The organism is Agrococcus sp. HG114 (assembly GCF_024723325.1).
Classification (GTDB): domain Bacteria; phylum Actinomycetota; class Actinomycetes; order Actinomycetales; family Microbacteriaceae; genus Agrococcus.
Genome location: NZ_JANQCH010000022.1, coordinates 1 through 24,773 on the forward strand (window position 1 = coordinate 1; position 24,773 = coordinate 24,773).

24 protein-coding genes are annotated in these 24,773 nt (G+C 72.9%); 21 read left to right on the forward strand and 3 right to left on the reverse strand.

The genetic code is table 11. From position 1 onward, the window contains the following. Positions 1–224: 224 nt before the first annotated feature. The gene (rpsT, locus tag NWP09_RS04055) at positions 225–485 is read right to left on the reverse strand and encodes a 30S ribosomal protein S20 (protein ID WP_258274258.1); all 261 of its coding nucleotides are present in this window, start codon (positions 483–485) and stop codon (positions 225–227) included. A 219-nt stretch (positions 486–704) separates the two neighbouring features. Here rpsT and lepA point away from each other — a divergent pair, with 219 nt between their 5' ends. From lepA to hemW, 3 genes are read left to right on the forward strand one after another with little or no spacing between them, the layout of a single operon-like run. Next, complete coding sequence (gene lepA / locus NWP09_RS04060; protein WP_258274259.1) at positions 705–2,555, forward strand: translation elongation factor 4; 1,851 nt, start codon at positions 705–707, stop codon at positions 2,553–2,555. Continuing rightward, the gene (locus NWP09_RS04065; RefSeq protein ID WP_258274260.1) at positions 2,552–3,187 is read left to right on the forward strand and encodes a DUF1990 family protein; all 636 of its coding nucleotides are present in this window, start codon (positions 2,552–2,554) and stop codon (positions 3,185–3,187) included. Before lepA ends, NWP09_RS04065 begins: the two co-directional genes overlap by 4 nt. 2 nt (positions 3,188–3,189) lie before the next feature. Further along, on the forward strand, positions 3,190–4,395 hold the full coding sequence (hemW, locus tag NWP09_RS04070) for a radical SAM family heme chaperone HemW (RefSeq protein ID WP_258274261.1): 1,206 nt from the start codon (positions 3,190–3,192) through the stop codon (positions 4,393–4,395). Between the two features lie 3 nt (positions 4,396–4,398). Here the strand turns inward: hemW and NWP09_RS04075 are convergent, their stop codons facing one another. Further along, positions 4,399–5,289 (reverse strand): DUF4870 domain-containing protein, encoded by an 891-nt coding sequence (locus NWP09_RS04075; RefSeq protein WP_258274262.1) that lies wholly within the window; start codon positions 5,287–5,289, stop codon positions 4,399–4,401. A 182-nt stretch (positions 5,290–5,471) separates the two neighbouring features. On the opposite strand from NWP09_RS04075, the gene hrcA reads away from it, so the two are divergent. The 14 genes from hrcA to NWP09_RS04145 all read left to right on the forward strand — a co-directional run bounded on the left by hrcA (position 5,472) and on the right by NWP09_RS04145 (position 18,762). Further along, positions 5,472–6,485 (forward strand): heat-inducible transcriptional repressor HrcA, encoded by a 1,014-nt coding sequence (gene hrcA, locus NWP09_RS04080; RefSeq protein WP_258274263.1) that lies wholly within the window; start codon positions 5,472–5,474, stop codon positions 6,483–6,485. Next, the gene (locus tag NWP09_RS04085) at positions 6,486–7,571 is read left to right on the forward strand and encodes a DnaJ C-terminal domain-containing protein (protein ID WP_258274264.1); all 1,086 of its coding nucleotides are present in this window, start codon (positions 6,486–6,488) and stop codon (positions 7,569–7,571) included. Further along, positions 7,571–8,296: a 16S rRNA (uracil(1498)-N(3))-methyltransferase gene (locus NWP09_RS04090; protein WP_258274265.1), complete on the forward strand. Its 726-nt coding sequence runs from the start codon at positions 7,571–7,573 to the stop codon at positions 8,294–8,296. Before NWP09_RS04085 ends, NWP09_RS04090 begins: the two co-directional genes overlap by 1 nt. Positions 8,297–8,321: 25 nt before the next feature. Then, positions 8,322–8,666: a histidine triad nucleotide-binding protein gene (locus NWP09_RS04095; protein ID WP_258274266.1), complete on the forward strand. Its 345-nt coding sequence runs from the start codon at positions 8,322–8,324 to the stop codon at positions 8,664–8,666. A gap of 34 nt (positions 8,667–8,700) precedes the next feature. Then, complete coding sequence (locus NWP09_RS04100; protein WP_258274281.1) at positions 8,701–9,669, forward strand: PhoH family protein; 969 nt, start codon at positions 8,701–8,703, stop codon at positions 9,667–9,669. Next, positions 9,669–10,145: an rRNA maturation RNase YbeY gene (gene ybeY, locus NWP09_RS04105; protein ID WP_258274267.1), complete on the forward strand. Its 477-nt coding sequence runs from the start codon at positions 9,669–9,671 to the stop codon at positions 10,143–10,145. Before NWP09_RS04100 ends, ybeY begins: the two co-directional genes overlap by 1 nt. Next, positions 10,145–11,422: a hemolysin family protein gene (locus NWP09_RS04110; protein WP_258274268.1), complete on the forward strand. Its 1,278-nt coding sequence runs from the start codon at positions 10,145–10,147 to the stop codon at positions 11,420–11,422. The genes ybeY and NWP09_RS04110 overlap by 1 nt, the downstream gene beginning before the upstream one ends. Next, positions 11,419–12,318 (forward strand): GTPase Era, encoded by a 900-nt coding sequence (era, locus tag NWP09_RS04115; RefSeq protein WP_258274269.1) that lies wholly within the window; start codon positions 11,419–11,421, stop codon positions 12,316–12,318. Before NWP09_RS04110 ends, era begins: the two co-directional genes overlap by 4 nt. 319 nt (positions 12,319–12,637) lie before the next feature. Next, the gene (locus tag NWP09_RS04120; RefSeq protein WP_258274270.1) at positions 12,638–13,855 is read left to right on the forward strand and encodes a sensor histidine kinase; all 1,218 of its coding nucleotides are present in this window, start codon (positions 12,638–12,640) and stop codon (positions 13,853–13,855) included. After that, on the forward strand, positions 13,852–14,499 hold the full coding sequence (locus NWP09_RS04125) for a response regulator transcription factor (protein ID WP_258274271.1): 648 nt from the start codon (positions 13,852–13,854) through the stop codon (positions 14,497–14,499). The genes NWP09_RS04120 and NWP09_RS04125 overlap by 4 nt, the downstream gene beginning before the upstream one ends. A gap of 70 nt (positions 14,500–14,569) precedes the next feature. Continuing rightward, complete coding sequence (locus tag NWP09_RS04130; RefSeq protein ID WP_258274272.1) at positions 14,570–15,304, forward strand: alpha/beta fold hydrolase; 735 nt, start codon at positions 14,570–14,572, stop codon at positions 15,302–15,304. A gap of 178 nt (positions 15,305–15,482) precedes the next feature. Then, entirely contained in the window at positions 15,483–17,246 is a 1,764-nt protein-coding gene (gene leuA / locus NWP09_RS04135; RefSeq protein WP_258274274.1) for a 2-isopropylmalate synthase, read from the forward strand. A gap of 2 nt (positions 17,247–17,248) precedes the next feature. Further along, the gene (gene recO / locus NWP09_RS04140) at positions 17,249–17,980 is read left to right on the forward strand and encodes a DNA repair protein RecO (protein ID WP_258274275.1); all 732 of its coding nucleotides are present in this window, start codon (positions 17,249–17,251) and stop codon (positions 17,978–17,980) included. 5 nt (positions 17,981–17,985) lie between these two features. Continuing rightward, positions 17,986–18,762: an isoprenyl transferase gene (locus NWP09_RS04145; protein WP_258274282.1), complete on the forward strand. Its 777-nt coding sequence runs from the start codon at positions 17,986–17,988 to the stop codon at positions 18,760–18,762. 59 nt (positions 18,763–18,821) lie between these two features. On the opposite strand, the gene NWP09_RS04150 is transcribed toward NWP09_RS04145, so the two are convergent. Continuing rightward, the gene (locus tag NWP09_RS04150; RefSeq protein ID WP_258274276.1) at positions 18,822–19,436 is read right to left on the reverse strand and encodes a hypothetical protein; all 615 of its coding nucleotides are present in this window, start codon (positions 19,434–19,436) and stop codon (positions 18,822–18,824) included. A gap of 189 nt (positions 19,437–19,625) precedes the next feature. Here NWP09_RS04150 and NWP09_RS04155 point away from each other — a divergent pair, with 189 nt between their 5' ends. The 4 genes from NWP09_RS04155 to dnaG form a co-directional block, all read left to right on the forward strand. Further along, on the forward strand, positions 19,626–21,005 hold the full coding sequence (locus NWP09_RS04155) for a glycine--tRNA ligase (protein WP_258274277.1): 1,380 nt from the start codon (positions 19,626–19,628) through the stop codon (positions 21,003–21,005). Next, entirely contained in the window at positions 21,002–22,153 is a 1,152-nt protein-coding gene (gene dusB, locus NWP09_RS04160) for a tRNA dihydrouridine synthase DusB (protein ID WP_258274278.1), read from the forward strand. The genes NWP09_RS04155 and dusB overlap by 4 nt, the downstream gene beginning before the upstream one ends. After that, positions 22,143–23,399, forward strand: coding sequence for a deoxyguanosinetriphosphate triphosphohydrolase (locus NWP09_RS04165; RefSeq protein WP_258274279.1), 1,257 nt, complete (start codon positions 22,143–22,145; stop codon positions 23,397–23,399). Before dusB ends, NWP09_RS04165 begins: the two co-directional genes overlap by 11 nt. 9 nt (positions 23,400–23,408) lie before the next feature. Then, positions 23,409–24,773, forward strand: a 1,365-nt coding sequence (dnaG, locus tag NWP09_RS04170; RefSeq protein ID WP_258274280.1) for a DNA primase, incomplete at its 3' end; no start/stop codon positions are given.

Below are 24,773 nucleotides of genomic sequence, written 5' to 3' on the forward strand. Positions count from 1 at the left end.
CGCGGATGCCGCCACTCAGGCGCGGATGCCGCCGCTCGGGCGCGGGGGGCGCCCCTCAGGCGCGGGAGCCGCCACTCAAGCGCGGGAGGCGCCCCTCAGGCGCCGGAGCCGCCACTCAGCCGGGGGAGTGGACGCGCGGGCGTGCACTGGCGGCCGGTGCGGCGGCGGGACGACGAAGGCGGGAGCCCCATCGGGGGCCCCCGCCTTCGCGAGTTCGGCTCGGATCAGAGCGCGGCGACCTGCTTCGCGATCGACGACTTGCGGTTCGCGGCCTGGTTCTTGTGGATGACGCCCTTCGAGACGGCCTTGTCGAGCTTGCGCGTCGCGAGCGCGACCTTCTCCTGCGCCACAGCCTTGTCGCCGGCGGCGATGGCCTTCTTGGCCTCGCGGATGGCGGTCTTCAGCTCGCTCTTGACCGCGCGGTTGCGGTCGGTCGCCTTCTGGTTGGTGAGGATGCGCTTGATCTGCGACTTGATGTTCGCCACGTGGGGTCCTGTTCTTGATCGAAGATGGTTGGCGGCGGCTTGCGCTCCCGTGAGCCCCGCCGCGACCCGCCCTCGCGCGACGGGCGCGCAGAAGAAGGGGAAGCCAACGAACGATGCTACCAGCGGTCGCGCGGCGCTCGCAACGCGGCCCGACGCATCCGCTGTGGGACAATGGGTCGTTCCGAACCCCACCGCGAACCATCCCATCGAGAAGGACCCGTGAGCCCCAGAGCGACCAAGGCACTCGAGCCTGCCTCGACCGATCCCGCGAGCATCCGCAACTTCTGCATCATCGCGCACATCGACCACGGCAAGTCGACCCTCGCCGACCGCATGCTGCAGCTCACGGGCGTCGTCGACGACCGCTCGATGCGCGCGCAGTACCTCGACCGCATGGACATCGAGCGCGAGCGCGGCATCACGATCAAGTCGCAGGCCGTGCGCATGCCGTGGGAGGTCGACGGGCAGACGTACGCGCTCAACATGATCGACACCCCGGGCCACGTCGACTTCACCTACGAGGTGAGCCGCTCGCTCGCCGCGTGCGAGGGCGCGATCCTGCTCGTCGACGCCGCGCAGGGCATCGAGGCGCAGACGCTCGCGAACCTCTACCTCGCGATGGACAACGATCTCGAGATCATCCCGGTGCTCAACAAGATCGACCTGCCGGCCGCCGACCCCGACAAGTTCGCTGCCGAGATCGCGGGCCTCATCGGCGGCGACCCCGACGACGTGCTGCGCGTGAGCGGCAAGACGGGCGTCGGCGTCGACGCGCTGCTCGACCGCGTCGTGCGCACCGTGCCCGCGCCGGTCGGCGACGTCGACGGGCCGGCCCGCGCGATGATCTTCGACTCCGTCTACGACGCCTACCGCGGCGTCGTCACCTACGTGCGCATGGTCGACGGCATGCTGCGGCCGCGCGAGCAGATCCAGATGATGTCGACCGGTGCGCGCCACGAGCTGCTCGAGATCGGCGTCTCGAGCCCCGAGCCGCACCCCGCGAAGGGCCTCGGCGCCGGCGAGGTCGGCTACCTCATCACGGGCGTGAAGGACGTGCGCCAGTCGAAGGTCGGCGACACCGTCACGAGCCAGAAGAGCCCGGCGACCGAGCCCCTCAAGGGCTACGCCGACCCGAAGCCCATGGTCTTCTCGGGCCTCTACCCGATCGACGGCAGCGACTACCCCGTGCTCCGCGAGGCGCTCGACAAGCTCAAGCTGTCGGATGCGGCGCTCGTCTACGAGCCGGAGACCTCGGTCGCGCTCGGGTTCGGGTTCCGGTGCGGGTTCCTCGGGCTCCTGCACCTCGAGATCATCACCGAGCGGCTCGAGCGCGAGTTCAACCTCGACCTCATCGCGACGGCGCCGAGCGTCGTCTACGAGGTGCAGACCGAGGACCGCCAGGTGCACACCGTCACCAATCCGAGCGAGTTCCCGGAGGGGAAGATCCACTCGGTCGTCGAGCCGATGGTGCGCGCCACGATCCTCGCGCCCAAGGACTACGTCGGCGCGATCATGGAGCTGTGCCAGTCGCGCCGCGGCACGCTCGGCGGCATGGAGTACCTCTCGGAGGACCGCGTCGAGCTGCGCTACCGGCTGCCGCTCGGCGAGATCGTCTTCGACTTCTTCGACCAGCTGAAGTCGCGCACCCAGGGCTACGCCTCGCTCGACTACGAGCTCGACGGCGAGCAGGAGGGCGACCTCGTGAAGGTCGACATCCTGCTGCAGGGCGAGCAGGTCGATGCGTTCAGCGCGATCGTGCACCGCGACAAGGCGTACGCGTACGGCGTGCTCATGGCGGGCAAGCTCAAGGACCTCATCCCGCGCCAGCAGTTCGAGGTGCCCATCCAGGCCGCCGTCGGCGCCCGCATCATCGCCCGCGAGACGATCCGCGCGATCCGCAAGGACGTGCTCGCGAAGTGCTACGGCGGCGACATCACGCGCAAGCGCAAGCTGCTCGAGAAGCAGAAGGAGGGCAAGAAGCGCATGAAGATGGTCGGCCGCGTCGAGGTGCCCCAGGAGGCGTTCATCGCCGCCCTCTCGACCGGCGAGACGAAGAAGGAGGCGAAGTGATCCCCATCCGCGATCGCGCGACGAACTACGGCGCGGTGGGCGCGACGGCGCACTTCGACTTCAGCCGCTTCCCGCCGAAGGGCTTCGAGGTCGTGCAGCGGCGCGCCCGCATCGGCCACGGCCGCCCGCGCTTCGACGCGGCGGTCGCGGCGCTGCGCACCTGGAAGGTGCAGCGGCTCTCGGGCATCGAGGTGGAGGTCGTCGGCACCGAGGAGGGCACCGTCTACCGCCCGGTCGGGTTCGCCGACGGCGAGGCGACGCGCGCCGCGAGCATCGAGCCGCAGCAGGACTTCGGCCCCGACGGCGAGCCGTTCCTGCAGCCCGGCGACTCCGTCGACCAGCGCGTGCGGTTCGCCGGGCTCACGATCCACGCCCCCATGCGCGTCATCGCGGTCGAGGAGGAGGCGTCGAGCCACGGCGTCATCCTCGGCACCCTCGACGGCCACCCCGAGGCGGGCGAGGAGCGCTTCACGATCGAGCTCGCCGACGACGAGACCGTCTTCCTGCACTTCCGCGCGATCGTGCGCAACGCCCGGTGGTGGTCGAAGCTCGGCGCGCCGATCGCGAGGGCGCAGCGCGCGAAGTACCACGACCGCTACATGGACGTCCTGCGGTCGATCGACGTCCGCTGACCGTGGGCCGGCTGCCGGAGGGCGAGACCGCCCCGGGCGACGGGCGGCTGCCGGAGGGCACCCCGGCCGACGGCCCGTTCGGCGCGTACATCCACGTGCCGTTCTGCTCGGTGCGGTGCGGCTACTGCGACTTCAACACCTACACCGCCGACGAGCTGCGCGGCGCGACGCGTGCGGGCTACCCGGGCGACGTCGCCGCCGAGATCCGGCTCGCGCGCGAGGTGCTCGGCGAGCTCGGGCCGCTCCGGCCCATGCAGACCGTCTTCTTCGGCGGCGGGACGCCGACGCTCCTGCCCGCCGCCGACCTCGTCACGATGCTGCGAGGGGTGACGGATGCGTTCGGCCTCGCCGACGGCGCGGAGGTCACGGTCGAGGCGAATCCCGACTCGATCGACGCCGCGGGGCTCGCCCAGCTGCGCGCGGGCGGCGTCACGCGCGTGTCGTTCGGCATGCAGTCGGCGGTGCCCCACGTGCTCGCCGCGCTGGACCGCACGCACGACCCCGCGCGCGTGCCGCAGGTCGTCGAGTGGGCGCGCGCGGCGGGGCTCGAGGTGAGCCTCGACCTCATCTACGGCGCGCCCGGCGAATCGCTCGCCGACTGGCAGCGCTCGCTCGACGCCGCGGTCGCGATGGCGCCCGACCACGTCTCGGCCTACGCGCTCATCGTCGAGGAGGGCACGGCCCTCGCCCGGCGCATCCGCCGCGGCGAGCTCGCCGCGCCCGACGACGACCTGCAGGCGGCGATGTACGAGGCGGCGGATGCGACGCTCGGCGCTGCGGGCTACACCTGGTACGAGGTTTCCAACTGGGCGCGCGGCGATCGGATCGCGCGCCACAACCTCGCGTACTGGCGGGGGCATGACTGGTGGGGCTTCGGCCCGGGCGCGCACAGCCACGTCGGCGGCGTGCGCTGGTGGAACGTGAAGCACCCGGCCGCCTACCGCGACCGGTTGGTCGCCGGGCGCTCGCCGGCGCTCGCGCGCGAAGTGCTCGACGCCGAGACGCGACGCGTCGAGCGCGTGCTGCTCGAGTCGCGCATCGCCGAGGGGCTCGCGATCGACGTGCTCGAGCCCGAGGGGCGCCGGGCGGTCGCGGGGCTCGTCGCCGAGGGCCTCGTGGACGGCAGAGCCGCCCTCGCCGGACGGGTGGTCCCGACGCTGCGAGGGCGGCTGCTGGCCGATGCCGTCGTGCGACGGCTGCTCCCGTGAGGGCTACTTCACGAGCCGCCAGTTGAACGGGTAGCGGTACGAGCCGCCGTTGTTGACGCGCATCGCGCCGATGATCGAGAAGATCACCTGCAGGAGGCCCGGGACCCACCACAGCGCGAGCAGCAGGAACCCGATGCCGACGATCGACAGGATCGAGCCGACGACGATGAGGCCGATCGTGAGGATCGTCATGAAGATGCCGAAGTTCAGCGCCTCCTTCGACTCCTGCCGCGCGAAGGCGCTGCGGTCCTTGTACATGAGGAACACGATGAGCGGGCCGATCCAGCCCCCCCAGCCGCCCGTGACGATCGTCGAGAGGCCCGAGAGGTGTCCCCACATGCCGGCGTTCTTCTCGTCGACCGGCGACATCGGCGCCCCCGCGGCGTACTGCGGCTGCCCGGGTGCCCCGTACTGGGGAGCGCCGTACTGCGGGGCGCCGTAGCTCGGCGCGCTCCCGGGCTGCGCGTAGCCCTGCTGCTCGCCGTAGCCCTGCTGCTGCGCGTAGGGCTGCTGCTGCCCATAGGGCGGCTGCTGCCCGTAGGGAGCCGACGACGGCTGCTGGCCGAAGGGCGCGCCGGGCTGGCCGCCGGGCCGGTACTGGTCGGCGCCGGGCGCGTCCGAGCCGGGGATCGGGCTGCCCTGCGGGTCGTGCTGCCCCTGCTGCCACTCCTGGCCGGGCGCCGAGCCCGCGCCGGAGCTGAACGCCGGCTGACCGGGGGCGCCCACCACCGGGTCGGACGCGGGGGAGGAGAACGGCCGCGCGGGCTCGCCGAGCCCGGGCGCGGCCGGAGCGCTCGGAGCCGCGTGCTGCTCGTGCGTGACCGAGAAGCCCTCGACGGGCTGGTCCGCCGGGTCGCGCCGTTCGTCCGGGCGGGGCACGTTGGGATCTGACATGACGGTGCCTTTCGTGAAGGGTCCACGCGGGGAGCGGGACATCGCGCATCGCCATTGTGCTCCCGGCAGGCTGGGGAACGGGTGATAGGTGGCCCTCGGCGCGGCGCGGTACCATTGGCAGTCAGCCGTCGAGAGTGCCAGGGCCTCGGCGAGCGCGGTGCATTCGGGGAGAGGAGCGCGGGATGGTCTCGGATCGCGGGCTCGAGGTCCTTCGCGCGATCGTGGAGGACTACGTCGCGCTGCGCGAGCCGGTCGGCTCGAAGTCCATCGTCGAGCGGCACGCGTTCGGCGTCTCCGCCGCCACGATCCGCAACGACATGGCGCTCCTCGAGGAGGAGGAGCTCATCGTCGCGCCGCACACGTCGTCGGGCCGCGTGCCGACCGACAAGGGATACCGCGTCTTCGTCGACCGGCTGCAGCGCATGCAGCCGCTCACGCCCGCCCAGCGCCACGCGATCGCGCGGTTCCTCGACGAGTCCGTCGATCGCGACGACGTGCTCGCCCGCACCGCGAGGCTGCTCTCGTCGCTCACGAACCAGGTCGCCCTCGTGCAGGTGCCGCTGCGACGCCCGGGCGTCGTGCGCCGCGTCGAGCTCGTCGCCGTGAGCGAGTCGAAGCTGCTCGCCGTGCTCATCCTCGACTCCGGTCGCGTCGAGCAGCGCGTGCTCGACGCCGGCCAGCGACTCGACCCCGAGCAGGCGACCGCGCTCGGCCGAGCCTTCACCGAGACGATCGCCGAGCTCGGACCCGCCGACGCCGTCCAGCGCCTCGCCGACGCCGCCGCATCCGCCCCCGCCTCGCTGAGCGCCGCGACGGGCGCGGTCGCGCACGCGCTCAGCGAGATGCTGCAGGGCGCGGGCGGCGACCGGATCGTGATGGCGGGCGCCGCGAACCTCGTGCGCGAGGAGCGCGACTTCCACGGCACGGTGACGCCCGTGCTCGACGCGATCGAGGAGCAGGTCACGCTGCTGCGCCTCTTCGACGAGATGGGGTCCGAGGGCGAGGTGGCGACCCGCATCGGCCGGGAGCTCTCGGGACCGCTGGGGGAGGCGGCCGTCGTGGCATCGACGTACAGCGCCGATGGCAGCGAGGGCCACGTGGGCGTGCTGGGCCCGACCAGGATGGACTACGCAGGGAACATGGCCGCGGTGCGCGCAGTGGCGCGCTACCTCACGCGGCTGCTGAGCGAGGATTGAGTGAGCGACCACTACGAGACCCTGGGCGTCGACCGCGGCGCCTCGCAGGACGAGATCAAGAAGGCGTACCGGCGGCTCGCGCGCGAGCTGCACCCCGACGTGAACCCGAGCGGCGAGGCGGCGGAGCGGTTCAAGGACGTCACGCACGCGTACGACGTGCTCGGCGACCCGCAGTCGCGCGCGGAGTACGACCGCGGCCCCGCGTTCGGCGGCGGCACCTTCGGCTTCGGCGACATCTTCGAGCAGTTCTTCGGCGGCGGCCGCTCGGCAGCGCCCCGGTCGCGGCGCCAGCCCGGCCAGGACAGCCTGCTGCGCGTCGACCTCGACCTCGCGGACGTCATCTTCGGCGTGCACCGCGAGCTGCGCGTGCAGACGGCGGTGCTGTGCGAGACGTGCGACGGCAGGTGCACGGCCCCGGGCACGAGCGAGCAGCGCTGCAGCATGTGCGGCGGCTCCGGCCACGTCCAGCGGCAGGTGCGCTCGCTGCTCGGCAACGTCGTCACCACGCAGCCGTGCGCGGCATGCCAGGGCTACGGCAGCGTCATCCCCGAGCCGTGCCCCACGTGCGCCGGGCACGGGCGCGTGCGCGCCGAGCGCACCATCCCGGTCGACATCCCCGCGGGCGTCGACACCGGCCTCCGGATCCAGCTACCGGGCCAGGGCGAGGTCGGCGAGGCGGGCGGCCCCGCGGGCACGCTCTACCTCGAGATCAACGTGCGGCACCACGACGTCTTCTCCCGCTCGGGCGACGACCTGCTCGGCACGCTCGAGGTGTCGATCTCCGACGCGGCGCTCGGCGCCCGCAGCACGATCGAGAGCCTCGACGGGCCGGTCGACGTCGAGGTGCGCCCGGGCACGCAGTCGGGCGACGTCATCACGATCGGCGAGCGCGGCGTCACCCGGCTCCGCGGCTCCGGCCGCGGCGACCTCAAGCTCGGCGTGCAGGTCGTGACGCCGCAGCGCGTCGACCGGCGCACCGAGGAGCTGCTGCGCGAGCTGCGCGAGCGCACGAAGGCGCCCGCGCCGCAGCTCGCCCAGTTCAAGCAGGGCCTGTTCGCGAAGATGCGCGACCGACTGCGGCTCTGATGGCCCACTGCTACTGGCACGACGCGCTCGGGGGCGCCGAGCCGGGCGCCGTCGTGACGCTCGAGGGCGAGGAGGCGCACCACGCCGCGGTCGTCTCCCGGATGCGGCGCGGGGAGCGCGTGCTCGTGAGCGACGGCCGCGGCACGCTCGCCGAGGGCGTGATCGACCACGCGGAGCGCGACCGCGTCGACGTCGTGCTGCAGCGCGTCGAGACCACGCCGGAGCCGAGCCCGCGCATCGCGCTCGCGCAGGCGCTCGCGAAGGGCGACCGCGCCGAGCTCGCAGTGCAGGCGTCGACCGAGCTCGGCGTCGACGCGATCGTGCCGTGGCAGGCGAGGCGCAGCGTCGTGCAGTGGAAGGGGGAGCGCGGGGACAAGGCGCTCGAGCGCTGGCGGCGCATCGTCCGCGAGGCCGGCAAGCAGGCGATCCGGCCGCGGCTGCCGGAGGTGACCGACGCGGTCGACACCGAGGGGCTCGCGCGGCTCGCGGACGAGTGGACGCTGCTCGTGCTCGATCCCGCGGCGCCCGAGCCGCTCAGCGCCGTGCCGCTCGCGGGCGACGTGCTGCTCGTGGTCGGGCCCGAGGGCGGCATCGACCCGGGCGAGCTCGAGCGGCTCGAGGCCGCCGGCGCGGTGCGCGCGCGCATGGGCGACCACGTGCTGCGCACCTCGACCGCGGGCCTCGCGGCGATCTCGGCGCTCTCGATGCGGCTCGGGCGCTGGTGAGCCGCGCGCGGGTAGGCTGACTGCCATGGCTGAGCCCACCGTGTTCGAGCGGATCATCGCTCGCGAGATCCCCGCCGAGATCGTGCTCGAGACCGACCGGATCATCGCCTTCACCGACATCAACCCGCAGGCGCCCATGCACGTGCTCGTGGTGCCGAAGACCGCGCAGTACCGCGACGTGGTCGAGCTCGCCGCGGGCGACCCCGACCTCATGGCCGAGATGGTGCGCGCGGCGCAGGCGATCGCGCGCGAGCGCGCCGAGGGCGACTTCCGCCTCGTGTTCAACACCGGCGAGCTGGCTGGCCAGACCGTCTTCCACGCGCACGCGCACGTGCTCGCCGGCTCACTGGGAGAGGGCACGCTTGCCTGACGCATCACAGTCGATCGAGATCGACGGCATCGAGATGGTGCGGCTGCTCGGGCCGCAGGACCGGCTGCTCACGCGGCTCGAGCACGAGCACCCCGACGTGCGCGTGGCCGTGCGCGGCAACCTCGTGACGCTCGAGGGGCCCGAGCACGACGTCGAGGTCGCCGGCCGGCTCGTGCAGGAGCTCGTCGACCTCGTCCGGCAGGGCACCGCCCTCAGCCACGCCGAGGTCTCCGAGGGCAGCCGCATCCTCCGGCAGGACACCTCGCGCAGCCTCGCCGACGCGATCGGCGAGGTGATCCTCACGAGCCGCGGCAAGTCGATCCGGGCGAAGACGGAGGGCCAGCGCGCGTACGTCGACGCGATCGACACGCACACGATCGTGTTCGGCATCGGGCCGGCCGGCACCGGCAAGACCTACCTCGCGATGGCCAAGGCGGTGCAGGCCCTGCACCGCAAGGAGGTCAACCGCATCATCCTCACGCGCCCCGCGGTCGAGGCGGGCGAGCGGCTCGGCTTCCTGCCCGGCACGCTCACCGACAAGATCGACCCGTACCTGCGGCCGCTCTACGACGCGCTCAACGAGATGATGGACCCCGAGCTCGTCCCGAAGCTGCTCGCGACCGGCGTCGTCGAGGTCGCCCCGCTCGCCTACATGCGCGGCCGCACGCTCAACGACTCGTTCATCGTGCTCGACGAGGCGCAGAACACGACGCCCGAGCAGATGAAGATGTTCCTGACGCGGCTCGGCTTCGGCTCGAAGATGGTCGTCACCGGTGATGCGACGCAGGTCGACCTGCCCGCCGGCACCTCGGGCCTCCAGGTCGCGCAGCAGGTGCTCGGCAGGATCGACGACATCCGCTTCGCCATGCTCACGAGCGCCGACGTCGTGCGCCACACGCTCGTCGGCGAGATCGTCGACGCCTACACCGCCCATGATCAGCGGGTGATGGCGCGCCAGGCGCGCCAGGGCCAGCAGTCGCACCACTCGAGGCGGGGACGCTGATGGCGATCGACCTGCTCAACGAGACGGGGGCATCCGTCGACGAGCCGCAGCTCGTGCGGCTGCTCGCGCACCACCTCGAGAAGCTCTTCGTGCACCCCGACGCCGACGTCTCCGTCGTGCTCGTCGACGTCGCCGCGATGGAGCAGCTGCACGTGCAGTGGATGGACGAGCCCGGCCCGACCGACGTGCTCTCCTTCCCGATGGACGAGCTGCGGCCCGGCACGCACGACCAGCCCGCGCCCGCGGGCCTCCTCGGCGACATCGTGCTGTGCCCCGAGGTCGCGCAGCAGCAGGCGCTCGAGGCGGGCCATTCGCTCATGACGGAGCTGCGCCTGCTCACGACCCACGGCCTGCTGCACCTGCTCGGCTTCGACCACGCCGAGCCGGCGGAGCGCGACGAGATGTTCGAGCTGCAGGACCGGCTGCTGGCCGACTTCGAGGCGGCCGATGCGGGGACGCCGGGCCGCACCGCCTGATGTTCGAGATCGTCCTGTTCGTCGTCGCGGCGCTGCTGATCGGCTTCGGCGCGTGGCTCGCGGCGTGCGACGCGGCGCTCGGCGTCGTCTCGCGCGCCGAGCTGCAGGAGGCCGCCGCGACCGCGCGGCACGGCCGCGCGATGCTCGCGATCGCCGACGACCTCCGCGGCCACGTGATGACCCTGCAGTTCGGCCGCATCATGTGCGAGACGATCGCCGCCGTCCTCATCACCCTCGCCGTCGACTCGCTCGTCACCGACTGGCGGGTGACGCTGCTCATCGCCGCGGGCGTCATGATCGTCGTCTCGTTCGTGCTCGTCGGCACGAGCCCGCGGGCCGTGGGCCGCACCCACGCCGTCGGCCTGCTGCGCGCATCCGCCCCCTTCCTCCGCTTCTGGCGGGTGCTCATGGGGCCGGTCGCGCTGCTCGTCGCCACGGTCGGCGAGAAGGTGACGCCCGGGCGCCAGCGCGAGACGGCGTTCGCGACCGAGGCGCAGCTGCTGTCGATGGTCGACGCCGCAGCCGAGAGCGACGTGCTCGAGGACGACGATCGCGAGCTCATCCACTCGATCTTCGAGTTCAACGAGACGCTCGTGCGCGAGGTGATGGTGCCGCGGCCCGACATGATCGTCGTCGAGCGCGACACCTCGGCGCAGGACGCACTGCGGCAGTTCCTCGACAACGGGCTCTCTCGCATGCCGGTCGTGGGCGAGTCGACCGACGAGGTCGAGGGGATCCTGTACCTGCGCGACGTCGTCCGCTCCCGCACGTGGCGGCCCGACGCATCCGAGACCGCCGCGGAGCTCGCCCGGCCCGCGCTGCTCGTGCCCGAGTCGAAGAAGGCGGACGACACGCTCGCGCTCATGCAGGCCGAGCGCGTGCACGTCGCGATGGTCGTCGACGAGTACGGCGGCATCGCGGGGCTCGTGACGCTCGAGGACCTCGTGGAGGAGCTCGTGGGCGAGATCCACGACGAGCACGACCGCGGGCGCAGCGAGATCGTCGAGGTGGGCGAGGGCCGCTGGCGGGTCTCGGCGCGGCTGCAGATCGACGAGCTCGGCGACCTGTTCGACCTCACGCTCGACGACGAGGAGGTCGACACGGTCGGCGGCCTCGTGCAGAAGCAGCTCGGGCGGATCACCGAGGTGGGCGACGTCGTGCACGTGCACGGGCTGCGGATCGAGGTGCGCTCGCTCGACGGCCGCGGCCGCAACGCGGGCGAGATGGAGGTCTCGCGCACCGTCGAGACGCTGACCGAGGCGGAGGCCGAGACATGACCGACACCACCCAGCACCGCAGCGGCTTCGTGACCTTCGTCGGTCGTCCGAACGCGGGCAAGTCGACCCTGATGAACGCGCTCGTGGGCGAGAAGATCGCGATCACGTCGTCGAAGCCGCAGACCACGCGCCACGCGATCCGCGGCGTCGTGCACCGCGACGACGCGCAGCTCGTGATCGTCGACACCCCCGGCATGCACAAGCCCCGCACGCTGCTCGGCAAGCGCCTGAACGCGGTCGTGCAGACGACCCTCGGCGACGTCGACGTGATCTGCCTGTGCGTGCCGGCCGACGAGCCGCTCGGGCCGGGCGACCGCTTCATCGACCAGCAGCTCGAGGGCTTCCCGCGCGCGAAGAAGGTCGCGGTGGTGACGAAGACCGACGCGGCCTCGAAGGAGCGCGTGGCCCAGCAGCTCCTCGCCGTCTCCGAGCTGCGCGACTGGGATGCGGTCGTGCCGCTCTCGTCGATCGCGGGCACCCAGCTCGACGTGCTCGTCGACGCGCTCGTCGGGCTGCTGCCCGAGGGGCCGCCGCTCTACGAGGCAGAGACGACCACCGAGGAGCCGCTGTCGGTGCGCATCGCCGAGCTCGTCCGCGAGGCCGCGCTCGAGGGCGTGCGCGACGAGCTCCCGCACTCGATCATGGTGACGATCGACGACATCGTGCGCCGCGAGGACCGCGACCTCACCGACGTGTACGCGAACCTCTGGGTCGAGCGCGACAGCCAGAAGGGCATCATCATCGGCAGGGGCGGTTCGCGCCTGCGGCAGGTGGGGGCGGATGCGCGGGCCGAGATCGAGCGGATCGTCGGCACGCAGGTGCACCTCGACCTGCGCGTCAAGGTCGCGAAGGAGTGGCAGGGCGACCCGAAGCAGCTGGGTCGCTTCGGCTTCTGAGCCCGGCGACCGCGGTCGGCCAGCGTCACGGAGCAAGGAGCCTCCTGCTGCACGAGCGGCTGGATCCTTGCTGCGTGGCGCATGACCGGCTGGGCCTTGCTGCGTGACGCGCGACCGGCTGGGCCTTGCTGCATGGCGCGGGACCGCTGGGCCTTGCTGCGTTTCGTGCACCCGGCGCGTCCTTGCTGCGTGACGAGCGCCGGTGTGCGCGGGTGCTGCCGGGCGGGGCGCCGCGCGGTGACCGGCGGCCCTCCGCCCAGCGGATGATTCGGCGCCCGACGGCCACGGCGCATCCGGCACCCGCCATACGCTGGCAGGCGTGATCGCCGCACCCCTCGCGCCCGCCGCGCCGCTCGCGCCGGCCCCGGCGCCGCGGCCCGCGCTCGATCGCAGCACGCTCGTGACCGACGGGATCGTCGCAGGGGTGACGCTCGCGATGCTCGTGCTGCCGACGCTCCTGCTCGGCGCAGTGATGCCCAGCTGGGGCTGGCACTGGCTGCTCGCAGCGGTCGTCACGGCGGCGCTCGTCGCGGCGATCCTCGTACGGCGCCGCTGGCCCCTGCTCGCGCTCGCGGGGCTCACGCTGCTCGCCGCCGTCCACGTCGCGGTCGGCGCGCCGCTGTTCCCCATGTGGTTCGCGGTGCTCGTGCCGCTCTACTCGGCGGGGCGCTTCTCGCGCTGGCCCGGCCGGCTCGCGGCGGCCGGCATCGCCCTCGTCGCGTCGTTCCTCGCCGCCTACTGGGTGCTCGGCACAGGCGGCTTCATGAACCTCGCGCCCGGCGAACCCGTGCCCATGCCGGCCGGGCTCCGCCCGCTCCTCGTGCTGTGGGTGCCGCCGATGCTGCTGTTCTCGATGACGATCCTCGTCGGCTGGGGCGTCTCGGCGGTCGCGCGCACCGAGGCCGCCGTCGAGGTCGCGCAGGTCTCGACGCGGCGCGCCGACGAGCAGGAGGAGCGCGCCGCGCTCGCGCGCGACATGCACGACGTCGTCGCGCACTCGCTCGCGGTCGTCATCGCGCAGGCGAACGGTGCGCGCTACACCGCCGACGCGGCGGTCAAGGATCGGACGCTCGAGACGATCGCGGGCACCGCGAAGCAGGCGCTCGGCGACGTGCGGCTGCTCCTCGCGCAGCTGCGCCACAGCCAGGCGCCCGATCCCGTCGCGTCCCTCGACGACGCCGACGCGCTCGTCGAGCGCATGCGGGGGAGCGGCCTCCACGTGCGGCTCGAGCGCATCGGCGGGAGCCCGCCGCTGCCGCGCACGGCCGACATCGCCGCGTACCGCATCCTGCAGGAGGCGCTCACGAACGCGCTCCGGCACGGCGACCGCGCGCAGCCCGTGCACGTGCGCCTGCGCGCCGCGGGCCCCGGCATCGTGATCGACGTGCACAACCGGCTGCTCGCGGCCCCCGGGCCGGCCGGGCACGGGGTGCGGGGCATGCACGAGCGCGCCCGCCTCGCGGGCGGCGGGCTGTGGACGGGCATCGAGGGCCCCTGGTTCCGCGTGCGCGCGGCGTTCCCGGCGGGGCTCGCATGATCCGGGTGCTCATCGTCGACGACCAGGCGCTGTTCCGCAGCGGCATCCGCATGCTCGTCGACTCCCAGCCCGACCTGCAGTGCGTCGGCGAGGCGGCCGACGGCGCGCAGGCGGTGCGCCTCGCCGACGAGCAGCAGCCCGACGTCGTGCTCATGGACGTGCGCATGCCGGTGCTCGACGGCATCTCGGCGACCGACCGCATCGTGCGCGCACGACCGGCCACGCGCGTCGTCGTGCTCACGACCTTCGACCTCGACGAGGCGGCAGCGCGCGCGATCCGCGCGGGCGCCTCGGGCTTCATCCTCAAGGACGCCGAGCCCGAGCTCGTGCTCGCCGCGATCCGCACGGTGCACGCGGGCAACGAGGTCGTCGCCGCGAGCGCGACGCGCGAGCTCTTCAAGGCGTTCGGCCGGCAGCCGCGGTCGGCGCCGAGCGCGTTCGGCGCCCTCACGGACCGCGAGCGGCAGATCTTCGCGCTCGCCGCGAAGGGCCTGTCGAACACCGAGATCGCGCGCAGCGAGTTCGTCTCGGAGGCGACCGTCAAGACGCACGTCTCGCGCGTGCTCGGCAAGCTCGGGCTGCGCGACCGCGTGCAGCTCGTCGTGTTCGCCTACGAGCACGGGCTCGTGGGCGAGCGCGCGTAGCGGGGCCGACGGGGTCGACGGATGCGCGGAGCCGGCCGGCCCGCGCCCCCGGCTTGAGAGGATCGGGGGCATGCACCTCGACGAGTCAGGCCCCGCGTCGGGCGCACCGCTGCTCCTGCTCCACGGCGGCGGCGTGAGCGGCTGGATGTGGCGGCCGACGCTCGCCGCGCTGCGGCGACCGGTGCGCGCCCTCGTGCCGGACCTCCCCGGGCACGGGCGCAGCGCATCCGCCGACTACCGCTCGCACGACGAGACGCTCGACGGGATCGCGGCGCTGCTTGAGGATCGAGCGCCGGGCGGTGCGACGGTCGTGGGCTTCTCGCTCGGCGCGCAGCTCGCCGTGCTGCTCGCCGCGCGACGGCCCGAGCTCGTCGGCGACGCGGTCGTCGTGAGCGCGCAGGCGAAGCCGCTGGCCCTGCCGGGGCCGATGCTCGCCCTGCTCGGTGCCGCGGCGCCGCTCGCCCGCGTGCCGCGGTTCGCGCGGCTGCAGGCGAGGGAGCTGTTCGTGCCGGAGTCGCTGCTGCCCGAGTACATCGCCGAGAGCGCTGCGATCTCGCGCGCCACGCTGCTCGGGAGCGTGGGGGAGAACGTGCGCTTCACGCCGCCACCGGGGTGGGGTCGCAGCGGTCGCGCGCTCATCCTGGCGGGCTCGCGCGAGCGCCCGATGATGCGCGCCTCGGCGAGGCTGCTGCACGCGGCGCACCCCGGCAGCGAGCTGCGCATCGTCGAGGGGGTCGGCCACGGCCTGCCGCTCCAGCGGCCCGACCTGCTCGCGGCGATGCTCGAGGAGCGCCTGCCCGCGTGAGCCCGAGCGTCGGAGCACGAGCGCGCGTCGCGTTCCGGCTGCGACACCGACGGCGGGTGTAGTCTTGAGCCATGCAGAGCGTGCTGCTCCTTCGTCGCCGCGGCGAGGCCTGACACCGGGCTTCCTCGTCGCGGAGGCTGTCCTGCCCGGACTCAGGAGCAAGCGACAGGAGCGACCGATGAAGAACATGCAGCAGCCGTCCGGGATGCCGGCCCACCGGTACACGCCGTACCACGAGCAGATCAGGGTCGAGCTGCCCGATCGCACGTGGCCCTCGAAGCGCATCGAGCGCGCGCCCCGCTGGTGCGCCGTCGATCTGCGCGACGGGAACCAGGCGCTCATCGACCCGATGACGCCCGACCGCAAGCTCGCGATGTTCCAGCTGCTCGTGCGCATGGGGTACAAGGAGATCGAGGTCGGGTTCCCCTCGGCGAGCCAGCTCGACTTCGACTTCGTGCGCAAGCTCGTCGACGAGCAGCTGATCCCCGACGACGTCACGATCCAGGTGCTCACGCAGTGCCGTGACCACCTCATCCGCCGCACCTTCGAGGCGATCGACGGCGCGAAGCAGGCGATCGTGCACATCTACAACTCCACGAGCGTGCTGCAGCGCGACGTGGTCTTCCGCTCCGACCGCGAGGGCGTGAAGCAGATCGCGGTCGACGGCGCGAAGCTGTGCCTCGAGCTCGAGGGCATGCTCGAGTCGACGCAGGTCTTCTACGAGTACAGCCCCGAGTCGTACACGGGCACCGAGCTCGACTACGCGCTCGAGGTGTGCAACGCGATCATCGAGACGTTCGACGCGCGGCCCGAGCGCCCCGTGATCATCAACCTGCCCTCGACGGTCGAGATGTCGACGCCCAACGTCTACGCCGACTCGATCGAGTGGATGCACCGCAACCTCGCGCGCCGCGAGTCGGTCATCCTGTCGCTCCACCCGCACAACGACCGCGGCACGGGCGTCGCCGCCGCCGAGCTCGGCTACATGGCCGGCGCCGACCGCATCGAGGGCTGCCTGTTCGGCAACGGCGAGCGCACCGGCAACGTCGACCTCGTCGCGCTCGGCCTCAACCTGCTCACGCAGGGCATCGACCCCGAGATCGACTTCTCCGACCTCGACGGCATCCGCCGCGTCGCGGAGCACTGCAACCAGCTCAAGGTGCACGAGCGCAGCCCCTGGGCGGGCGACCTCGTCTACACCGCGTTCTCCGGCTCGCACCAGGACGCGATCAAGAAGGGCTTCGAGCGGATGGCCGAGGACGCCGCCGCTGCCGGCAAGAGCGTCGACGACATGCCGTGGGCGGTGCCGTACCTGCCGATCGACCCGAAGGACGTCGGCCGCACGTACGAGGCCGTCATCCGCGTCAACTCGCAGTCCGGCAAGGGCGGCGTCGCCTACCTGCTGAAGAGCGACCACGGGCTCGACCTGCCGCGCCGCCTGCAGATCGAGTTCTCGAACGTCGTGCAGGCGCGCACCGACAGCGAGGGGGGCGAGGTCTCGAGCGACGAGATCTGGCACATCTTCGGCGACGAGTACCTGCCGAGCGACCCCGTGACCGGCGCCGAGCAGTGGGGCCGGTTCGAGCTCGTGACCTTCGAGACCACCTCGTCGCACGAGGGCTCGGCGCAGCTGCACGCGCGGCTGCGCGACGGCGAGTGCGTGCGCGACGTGTCGGCGAAGGGCAACGGCCCGATCGACGCGCTGCTGCAGCTGCTGCGCGAGGAGGGCGTCGAGGTCTCGCTCACCGACTACGTCGAGCACACGATGAGCGCGGGCTCCGACGCGACCGCCGCGTGCTACATCGAGCTCGACGTCGCCGGCAACGTCGTGTGGGGCGTGGGGCTCGACCCGAGCTCGACGTCGGCAGCGCTCAAGGCGATCGTCTCCGGCGTCAACCGGGGCCTGCGCATCCACGACCGCAGGGCGCAGCCGGTCGGCTGAGCGTGCCCACCTACCGCGACGAAGGGGTCGTCCTCCGCACCCACCAGCTGGGGGAGGCCGACCGCATCGTCACGTTGCTCACGCGCGAGCACGGCAAGGTGCGCGCCGTCGCGCGCGGCGTGCGGCGCACCTCGTCGCGGTTCGGTGCGCGCCTTGAGCCGTTCATGGTCGCCGACCTGCAGCTCGCGGTCGGGCGCAGCCTCGACATCATCACGCAAGCGGTGACGCTCGGCGCGTACGCGCCCGTGATCGTGGCCGACTACCGCTCGTACACCGCCGCGACCGCGATGGTCGAGACGGCCGACCGGCTCACCGACGAGGACGGCTCCCGCCAGCAGTACCTGCTGCTCGTGGGTGCGCTGCGCTCGCTCGCCCGGGCCGAGCACGACCCGTCGCTCACGCTCGACTCCTACCTGCTGCGGGCGCTGTCGGTCGCCGGCTGGGCGCCGTCGTTCGGCGACTGCGCCGTCACCGGCGAGCCCGGCCCGCACCGCGCGTTCGTGCCGCAGCTCGGCGGCATGGTCGCCGAGCACGCGGCGCCCGCGGGCGCGCTGCGCATCGACCCGGCGACGCTCGAGCTGCTCGGCGCGCTCCTCACGGGCGACTGGCCCGTCGCGGAGGCGGCGCCGGCGGGCGTGCGCTCGCGCGCCTCCGGCGCGGTCGCCGCCTACGTGCAGTGGCACCTCGAGCGCGGCCTGCGCTCGCTCCAGCACGTCGACCGGGGCTCCGCGTGAGCGAGGTGCGGCCGATCGACTGGACGGGCCAGCAGCCGCCGGCGTACGAGGCGGGCAGCCTCCCCGCGCACGTCGCGATCATCATGGACGGCAACGGCCGGTGGGCGAACCAGCGCGGGCTCACGCGCACCCAGGGCCACGCCGCGGGCGAGGAGCGGCTGCTCGACGTCGTCGCGGGCGCGCTGCAGGTCGGCATCCCGCACCTGTCGGTCTACGCGTTCTCGACCGAGAACTGGAAGCGGAGCCCCGACGAGGTGCGCTTCCTCATGGGCTTCAACAAGGACGTGCTGCGCAGGCAGCGCGACCAGCTGGACGCGTGGGGCGTGCGGGTGCGCTGGGCGGGCCGCCGGCCGCGGCTGTGGCCGAGCGTCATCCGCGAGCTCGAGGAGGCCGAGCGCCGCACGGCGGGCAACCGGGCGATGACGCTGCAGATGTGCGTCAACTACGGGGGCACGCACGAGATCGCGGATGCGGTGCGCTCGATCGCCGAGGACGTCGCGGCCGGCCGCATCAAGCCGTCCGGAGTCGATCGGCAGCTCGTGCGCGCGCGGGTCTACAACCCCGACATCCCGGACGTCGACCTGTTCATCCGCTCGTCGGGGGAGCAGCGCATCTCGAACTTCCTCACGCTGCAGGGCGCCTACGCCGAGATGGTCTTCCTCGACCGCCTCTGGCCAGACTTCACGCGCGAGGACCTCTGGCACGCGCTCGACCTCTACACCGGCCGCGAGCGGCGCTTCGGCGGCGCGGTGGACGCGCCGAGCCAGCTGGCGGCGGACTAGCCGCCGCAGGCGGCGACCACCCGTCGGTCGAGCAGCCGCCGCAGGCGGCGCATCGAGGCCTACTCGACCGGCTCCGCCTCGAGCCGCGCCCGCCACGGGTGGTCCTCGGTGAGCCGGTCCTTGAGCCATGCGCGTGCCGCGTCGTCGAGCGCGGGCAGCGCCTGCTCGAGCCACGCGACGTCGGCCTGCTCGGCGGCCGCGTAGGCGAGCACGATCTGCGGCTTCGCGTAGCGGATGCCGCGAGCGGTGAAGAGCGCGTCCTCGAGCGGCATCGTCACGGCCGTGTCGCGCCGGAAGCGCCACGACTCGGTGTCGCTCGGGTCGAGCAGGATCTCGTACTCCCACTGGCCGTAGGCGCTCCGGCGCAGCCAGATGCTCGTCGTGCCGATCGGCAGCACGTCGGAGTCGTGCGGGCGGAGCGGCTTGAGTGCCCCCTGGAACGCGCACCACAGCTGCCAGCGTCCGCCGAGCCAGCCGCGCAGCAGGCTGAGCTCGCTGCGGGGGATCACCACGTCGAGGTCGCCGTGCGGGCGGTCGAGGCCGGTCGCGGCGTCGATCGCCCAGCCGCCGCCGATCCACCACGAGCCGGAGTACCCGTCGAAGAGCTCCGCAGCGTCCGCCGGCCAGCGCTCGGCCCAGGCACCGTAGAGCTCGCGGCCCTCCTCGCTCTGCATCCGACCTCCTCGCGCGGTGATAGGGGCCCCCGCGCCCTGAGAGAAGACACTATCCCAGCGACGCTCCCGCCATCGTGCACAATGGCGCGCGACGCGGGCGGGCGACGCGCGCGGCCTCGGTAGGATCGAGGTTCACGCGTCGCGCCCCTCGCCGAGGGGGCGCGCGCAGCCGCATCCCGAGGAGCACCCGTGGTCCAGAACCGTCTCGACGCCGTCATCAGCCTCGCCAAGCGCCGTGGCTTCGTGTTCCAGGCGGGCGAGATCTACGGCGGATCGCGCTCCGCGTGGGACTACGGGCCCCTCGGCGTCGCGCTCAAGGAGAACATCAAGCGCCAGTGGTGGAAGACGTTCGTGCAGGGCCGCGACGACATGGTCGGCCTCGACTCGTCGATCATCCTGCCCTCCGCCGTGTGGCACGCATCCGGTCACGTCGCCACGTTCACCGACCCGCTCGTCGAGTGCCTGCAGTGCCACAAGCGCCACCGCCAGGACCACCTCGAGGAGGCGTTCGAGGCGAAGAAGGGGCGCAAGCCCGAGTCGATGGCCGACATCACGTGCCCCGACTGCGGCACGACCGGCAAGTGGACGGAGCCGCAGCTCTTCTCCGGCCTCATGAAGACGTTCCTGGGCCCCGTCGACAACGAGGCCGGCCAGCACTACCTGCGCCCCGAGACGGCGCAGGGCATCTTCGTGAACTTCGCCAACGTGCTGACGGTGTCGCGCAAGAAGCCGCCGTTCGGGATCGGCCAGGTCGGCAAGGCGTTCCGCAACGAGATCACGCCCGGCAACTTCATCTTCCGCACCCGCGAGTTCGAGCAGATGGAGATCGAGTTCTTCGTGCCGCCGGCCGAGGCGGGCGAGTGGTTCGAGCGCTGGGTCGAGGCGTGCTGGGACTGGTTCGTCGACCTCGGCGTCGACCCGGCGAACATGCGCCGCTTCGACGTGCCCGAGGACGAGCGCGCCCACTACTCGGCGGGCACGATCGACGTCGAGTACCGCTTCGGCTTCCAGGGCTCGGAGTGGGGCGAGCTCATGGGCATCGCGAACCGCACCGACTTCGACCTCTCGTCGCACTCCGAGGCGTCCGGCAAGGACCTCGTGTACTTCGACCAGGCGACGGGCGAGAAGTACACGCCCTTCGTCATCGAGCCCTCGTTCGGCCTGACCCGCAGCCTCATGGCGTTCCTCGTCGACGCCTACGAGGAGGAGGAGGTGCCGAACGCGAAGGGCGGCACCGACACCCGCACGGTGCTGCGGCTCGACCCGCGCCTCGCGCCCGTGAAGGTCGCGGTGCTCCCGCTCAGCCGCAACGAGCAGCTCTCGCCGCTCGCGCGCGAGCTCGCCGCGCGGCTGCGCAAGCACTGGGCGATCGAGTTCGACGACGCGGGCGCGATCGGCCGCCGCTACCGCCGGCAGGACGAGGTGGGCACCCCGTTCTGCGTCACGGTCGACTTCGACTCGCTCGAGGACGGCGCCGTCACGGTGCGCGAGCGCGACTCGATGCAGCAGCAGCGCGTGCAGATCGACGAGCTCGAGGCGCACCTCGCGCAGGGGCTCGTCGGGGCGTGACGGCCGCGGTGCGCACGCCGGCGCTGTCGATCGGGCCGATCGCCCTCGACGCGCCGGTCGTGCTCGCGCCCATGGCGGGCATCACGAACACGGCGTTCCGGCGGCTGTGCCGCGAGTACGGGGCGGGCCTGTACGTGAGCGAGATGATCACCTCGCGCGCGCTCGTCGAGCGAACGCCCGAGACGATGCGCCTCATCAGCCACCACCCGTCCGAGGAGCTCCGCTCGGTGCAGCTCTACGGCGTCGATCCGAAGACCGTCGAGTCCGCCGTCGGCATCCTCGTCGACGAGGATCGCGCCGACCACATCGACCTCAACTTCGGGTGCCCGGTGCCGAAGGTCACGCGCCGCGGCGGCGGCAGCGCGCTGCCGTGGAAGCGCGACCTGTTCGCCGCGATCGTGCGCCGCGCCGTCGAGCGCGCGGGCAGCATCCCCGTCACCGTGAAGATGCGCATCGGGATCGACGACGAGCACATCACCTACCTCGACGCGGGCCGCATCGCCGAGGACGCCGGGGTCGCGGCGGTCGCGCTCCACGGGCGCACCGCGGCGCAGCACTACTCCGGGCGCGCCGACTGGTCGGCGATCGCGAAGCTCAAGGAGACCGTCACGTCGGTGCCGGTGCTCGGCAACGGCGACATCTGGCAGGCGGAGGACGCGCTGCGGATGGTCGCCGAGACCGGCGTCGACGGGGTCGTCGTCGGCCGCGGCTGCCTCGGCCGGCCGTGGCTCTTCGGCGACCTCGCCGCCGCGTTCGTCGGCTCGGACGAACGGCACCGGCCCGGCCTCGGGCAGGTCGCCGACGCGTTCCGGCGGCACGCGGAGCTGCTCGTCGAGTTCTTCGGCGAGGAGGATCGCGCGTGCCGCGACATCCGCAAGCACGTCGCCTGGTACTTCAAGGGCTACCCCGTCGGCGGCGACGCGCGGCGCGCGCTCGCCGCGGTCGAGTCGCTCGCGCACCTCGACGAGCTGCTCGGCCAGCTCGACCGCTCGGTGCCCTACGTCGCGGAGGGCGTCGAGGGGCAGCGCGGCCGCGCGGGCGGCATGCGGAAGCCCGCACTGCCCGACGGCTGGCTCGAGAGCCGCGAGCTGAGCCCCGCGCAGCGCGAGGCGCTCATCGAGGACGAGAGCGACACCCGTGGCGGCTGAGGCGCGCGGGGCGGTGACGGCGGGCTACGGCCCGCACGACGTCGAGCGACGGCTGCCCGAGACGCACACGTCCTCCCGCACCGACTTCTCGCGCGACCGCGCGCGCCTGACGCACTCGAGCGCGTTCCGCCGCCTCGGGCAGAAGACGCAGGTGCTCTCGCCCACGATGGGCTTCGACGACTCCCGCACGCGCCTCACGCACTCGCTCGAGGTCGCCCAGATCGGCCGCGAGATCGCGGGCGAGCTCGGCCTCGACCCCGACGTCGTCGACACCGCGTGCCTCGCGCACGACATCGGCCACCCGCCGTTCGGCCACAACGGCGAGAAGGGCCTCAACGAGTGGGCGCTCGGCATCGGCGGCTTCGAGGGCAACGCGCAGACCCTGCGGGTCATCACGCGGCTCGAGCCGAAGGTCATCCGCGACCGGCCGTACGGGCTCAACCTCACCCGGGCATCCGTCGACGCCGCGTGCAAGTACCCGTGGGCGGCGGCCTCCGACGTGCACGACGCCTCGGGCCGCATCAAGTTCGGCTTCTACGCCGACGACCGCGAGGCGTTCGAGTGGATGCGCGAGGGCGCGCCCGAGGGCCGGCCCAGCATCGAGGCGCAGGCGATGGACCTCGCCGACGACATCGCCTACTCGGTGCACGACTTCGAGGACGCGGTCGTGGGCGGCTACGTCGACGTCGCGAAGCTCGCGAGCCGGGTGGGCCACGACGAGCTCGTCTCGATGATGCTCACGTGGGTGGGGCCCGAGTACACGCGCGACGAGCTGCTCGCCGCCTTCGACCGGCTCGACGACCTCGAGACGTGGGTGCGCTCGTTCGACGGCTCGCGCGCCGACCACGCCCGGCTCAAGAACCTCACGTCGAAGCTCATCGGCCGGTTCGCGAACGCCGCGATCCGTCGCACGCGCGAGAGCCACGAGGGGTCGCTCGTGCGCTTCGGGGGCACGATCGAGGTGCCGCGCGAGGTGCGGGCCGAGATCGCGGTGCTCAAGGGCACGGCGGCCAGCTTCATCCTCGCCGAGCGGCGGCAGCCGATCTACGCGAGCCAGCGGCGCATCCTGCAGGAGCTGTGCGACGCGCTGCTGCGGCTCGGACCGAGCGCGCTCGACCGCGCGTACGCCGACGACTGGGCGCTCGCGAGCGACGACGCGGCGCGCGCGAGGGTCGTCGTCGACCAGGTCGCGAGCCTCACCGACCGGGGCGCGTTCGCCTGGCACGAGCGGTACGTCGGGGACTGAGGGGCGGCCATGGCGGGCAGGATCCGGCGCAGCGACATCGACGAGCTGCGATCGCGCATCTCGATCGTCGACGTCGTCGGCGAGCACGTCACCCTGAAGAGCGCGGGCGTCGGCAGCATGAAGGGCCTCTGCCCCTTCCACGACGAGCGCACGCCCTCCTTCCACGTGCGGCCGGCGGTCGGGCGCTACCACTGCTTCGGCTGCGGCGAGGACGGCGACGCCTTCCAGTTCGTGATGGCGATGGACCACACCTCGTTCCAGGAGACCGTGGAGCGCTTCGCGGCGCAGCTCGGGTACACGCTCCACTACGAGGACGGCAAGCCCCAGGAGGAGACGAGCGGCCGGCTGCGCCTGCTCGCCGCGAGCCGCGAGGCGGAGGCGTTCTTCCGCGCGCAGCTGCTCACGCCCGCGGCGGCGCTCGGCCAGCGGTTCCTCGGGGAGCGCGGCTTCGACCTCGCCGCGGCCGAGCGATTCGGCGTCGGCTTCGCCCCGCAGTCGTTCGACGCGCTCAAGTCGCACCTGCGCGGCAAGGGCTTCACCGAGGCCGAGCTGCTCGCCGCGGGCCTCGTGAGCGAAGGGCAGCGCGGCAGCTACGACCGGTTCCGGGGCCGGCTCATGTGGCCCATCCGCGACGTGACGGGGGCGACGGTCGGCTTCGGCGCGCGCCGGCTGTCGGAGGACGACAAGGGGCCGAAGTACCTCAACTCGCCCGAGACCCCCATCTTCCGGAAGAGCCAGGTGCTCTACGGGCTCGACCTCGCGAAGCGCGACATCGCCCGCGGGCACGAGGCGGTCGTCGTCGAGGGCTACACGGATGTGATGGCGTGCCACCTCGCGGGCGTCACGACCGCGGTCGCGACGTGCGGCACCGCGTTCGGCGTCGAGCACATCAAGGTGCTCCGCCGAGTGCTCGGCGACGTCTCGACGACCGACACGCGCTCGCTCGGCCGCGTCATCTTCACCTTCGACCCCGACGACGCCGGCCAGCAGGCGGCCGCGCGCACGTTCGCCGAGGAGCAGCGCTTCGCCGCGCAGACGTTCGTCGCGGTGCCGCCCGAGGGCCTCGACCCGTGCGACCTGCGCCTCGAGCGCGGCGACGACGCGGTGCGCAAGCTCGTGCAGCAGCGCCGGCCGCTGTTCGAGTTCATGCTGCGGCGCATCGTCGCGGAGCACGACCTCGAGACGGTCGAGGGGCGGGTCGCGGCCATGCGCCGCGCGGCGCCCGTGCTGCTGTCCATCCGCGATCGCGCGCTCGCCGACGGCTACGCGCGCACCGTCGCCGGGTGGCTCGGGGTGAGCCCCGACGAGGTGCGGCGGGCCGTTCGCCAGGCGGCGCCCCGGCCCACCCCGACGCCCGGGGGAGCGGCCCCCGAG